The sequence below is a fragment of the Arthrobacter sp. P1_A5 genome, from assembly GCF_056406825.1.
This window is the reverse complement of sequence record NZ_JBFTZL010000286.1, coordinates 1-3,117: the sequence shown is the minus strand read 5'-3', so window position 1 is coordinate 3,117 and position 3,117 is coordinate 1. Positions and strand designations below refer to the sequence as shown.

Below are 3,117 nucleotides of genomic sequence, written 5' to 3'. Positions count from 1 at the left end.
CATCCGCGGGTTGCCGCCCCGGCGGAGGCCCCCGGCTGTGATGATCGGCCTCGAAGGTGACGGGGAAGGGTTATGGCATCTGGCCGCCGCCGTCGGGGCCGAACGCGTCGCGGTGTTGCCGGACGCGGCCGCCTGGCTGGCGGAATACCTGAGCCGGTCCCGCGCCCCGGAAGCCGGCGGACTGGTGCTGGGTCTCACCGGCGGCTGCGGCGGTGCCGGGGCCACGACCGCCGCCATCTGGATCGCGCAGGCCGCCGCCGGGGCCGGGATCCGGGTGCTGCTGATCGACGGCGACCCCCGGGGCGGGGGCCTGGAACTGGCGCTGGCCGCCGAGGAAACCCACGGGCTCCGCTGGCCGGATCTGGCCGGGGTGAGCGGCAGTATCGACCCCGCCCAGCTGGAGGAGTCGCTGCCGATCGCCGGTGGATTCTCCTTCCTATCGTGGCCGGGAACCCGTGACAAAGCCGCCGGGGTGGACGCGACCACCGTGGCCGCGGTTCTTGACGCCGCCCGCCGCGGTTGCGAATTGGTGGTGCTGGATATCGGCCGGGAACGGGAAGCTTTGCGGGCCTTCGCCGGCGAATGCGACCGGATCATCGTCGTGGCGCCCGCCCGGCTGCGGGCCGCCGTCGCCACGGCCTGGCTGCTGCAGGAGCTTCCACCCGTGGACACTGCGCTCGTGGTCCGGGCCAGTCGCGGCGCCGCTTTGGATGCGCCGCTGATCGCCGGCTCCGTGGGGCTTGTCCTTCAGGGCATCATGCCGGACATCAGGGATCTGGCCGGGGCAACGGAACTCGGCCGCCTTCTCGAAACCGGCCGGCACCGCGCCGTCCGCCGGTTCGCGGCCGGACTCCTTGAGCTGAACGGCGGAGGCGACTCATGAGTGCCCACGCGGCCGCAGAACCGGCCGGACCGGAACGTCCGGCCCGGCGGGCACCGGGTCGCCGCCGCTCGCAGGGATTTCTCGACCAGACGCTGCTGGAGTCCGTGCGCGAGTCCGTCATGGCCGATGCCTCCCCGGTGACCCCCTCAAGGGTCGCGGCTGCGGTCCAGGCGAGCGGGCGGTTGCTCGGCACGGCCGGCGCCCTGGCCGCAGTGGAGAGCATCAGCGCGGAATTGAACGGCCTGGGCCCCCTGCAACCCCTCACCCGCGATCCCGCCGTGACAGACATCTTTGTCAACGGGCCGGACTCGGTCTGGTTGGACCGCGGCAGCGGTCTGGAAAAGGTGCCGGTCGTCTTCTCCGGGGAACCGCAGATCCGCGCCCTTGCCGCGAGGCTGGTGGCAGCCGGTGGCCGCCGCCTGGACGACGGTTCGCCATGCGTCGATGTCCGGCTCGACGGCGGCTACCGGGTGCACGCGGTGCTGCCGCCCATTTCCACGGCCGGGACACTCCTGAGCGTGCGGATCCGCCGGGCCACGGTCTTCTCCATGCCAGAGCTGAAGCGCGCCGGCATGTTCGGGGCCGGGACGCCCGGGAGCCTGGTCCAGTCAGTACTCGAACGCATGGTGGCGGCCAGGCTGAGCTTCCTCATCAGCGGGGCCACCGGTTCGGGGAAGACCACGTTACTGGCGACGCTGCTGGGATTGTGCCACCCCGGGGAGAGACTCGTCCTGATTGAGGACGCCGCAGAATTGAATCCCGTCCACCCGCACGTCGTCTCGCTGGAATCCCGGCACGGAAACCTGGAAGGCGGTGGTGCCGTCGACTTGGGCGAACTGGTCCGCCAGGCCCTCAGGATGCGGCCGGACCGGCTGGTGGTGGGCGAATGCCGCGGCGCCGAGGTCCGCGAGCTGCTCTCGGCGATGAACACCGGACACACCGGAGGCGGCGGGACCATCCACGCGAATGAGGCGGCGGCTGTGCCTGCCCGGCTGGCGGCCCTCGGCGCGCTCGCCGGCATGGGCCAGGACGCTGTACGGCTGCAGGTCGCCAGCGCCATCGACGTCGTCGTGCACGTCGAGCGGACTGAATCGGGCCRCCAAGTGGCGAGCGTTGGAATCATGGAGGTCCAAGACTCGGGCCTGGTTGTCGCCGCCGCACTGGAGATCCAACAGCGCGAGCTCCGCTTCGGCGGAGCCTGGCCGCTGCTGGCGCGCCGTCTCGGCCTGGATCCCGGGTTGGCCGGGGCGGACCCCTCCGAACTGCAGGCGGCCCCGCCGGCAGGACGGACGCCGGGTTCCGGCCGCGAATCCCTCCAGCCCTGGCCGCGGCGATGACCGTCTTCCTCATCGTCGTTTCGGTCCTGGCCGTGTGGTTGGCCTTTCCCACCCCGCGCGCGGCCGGCCATCGTACCTGCAGGGCCTTGCACGCCGCGGGCACGCGAGCTCCCGCGGCCTACGGGTCGCCGGGATCACGCCCAGGACGAGCCGTCGGGGGCATGACCCGTTGGCGCGGCGGGGGATCCGCCGATGCCGGGGCCGTCCCCATGACAGTCCTGGTCCAACAGTTGGCCGCGCTGCTGAAGGGAGGGCGCATCCCCGCCCGGCTGTGGGATGAACTGTGGGCCCTCTACGGCGGTGACGCCGCGCGGGACGGGCCGGCGGCCCAGGCGGCAGTTCACAGCGCCGGCCAGCCCCGCGGCGCAAACGGCGCCGGAACGGTCCTCGGCCCGGAGTCCCGCAGGATCCTCGCAGCCGCGCGTGCCGCCGCCCGGCGCGGGTCCTCCGTGGCCGCGGCCATCCGCCGCGAGGTCTCCGCGGTTTCTGCCGGTGCGGGCGCCGTCATCACGGTCACCGGGGGTGCCGTCGGCATCCGGGCCCGCCGCGACGTGCGCGTGTGGGGCGAGCTCGCCGCATGTTTTGACACCGCTGAAGCCAGCGGTTGCCCCCTGGCCGATGTCCTGGCGCGCTTTGCCGCCCACCTTGAAACGGAGGACGACGCCGAGGCGGCTCGGCAGACGGCCTTGGCGGGGCCCCGCGCAACCGTTCGTCTGCTGACCTGGCTGCCCCTGTCGGGCCTGGGCCTCGGCCTGTTGCTCGGCGTGGACCCGGTAGCCACACTGCTGGGAAATCCTTGGGGCCTGGCGGCGTTGGCCGCAGGCGTGGCGCTGACCGCCGTCGGCCGGTTGTGGTCCGCAAGGCTCGTCCGCGCTGGTCCGCAAGGCTCGTCCGCGC

3 protein-coding genes are annotated in these 3,117 nt (G+C 72.9%); all 3 read left to right on the top strand.

What is annotated here, in order from left to right:
- Positions 1 to 883, top strand: an 883-nt coding sequence (ssd, locus tag AC1D1S_RS20375) for a septum site-determining protein Ssd (protein ID WP_476995355.1), incomplete at its 5' end; no start/stop codon positions are given.
- Positions 880 to 2,220 carry a TadA family conjugal transfer-associated ATPase gene (locus AC1D1S_RS20370; RefSeq protein WP_476995354.1) on the top strand — a complete coding sequence of 447 codons (1,341 nt, stop codon included), beginning with the start codon at positions 880 to 882 and terminating at the stop codon, positions 2,218 to 2,220. The genes ssd and AC1D1S_RS20370, both read left to right, overlap by 4 nt.
- A 161-nt stretch (positions 2,221 to 2,381) precedes the next feature.
- Positions 2,382 to 3,117: hypothetical protein (locus AC1D1S_RS20365; protein ID WP_476995353.1), on the top strand; the 736-nt coding region annotated here is incomplete at its 3' end.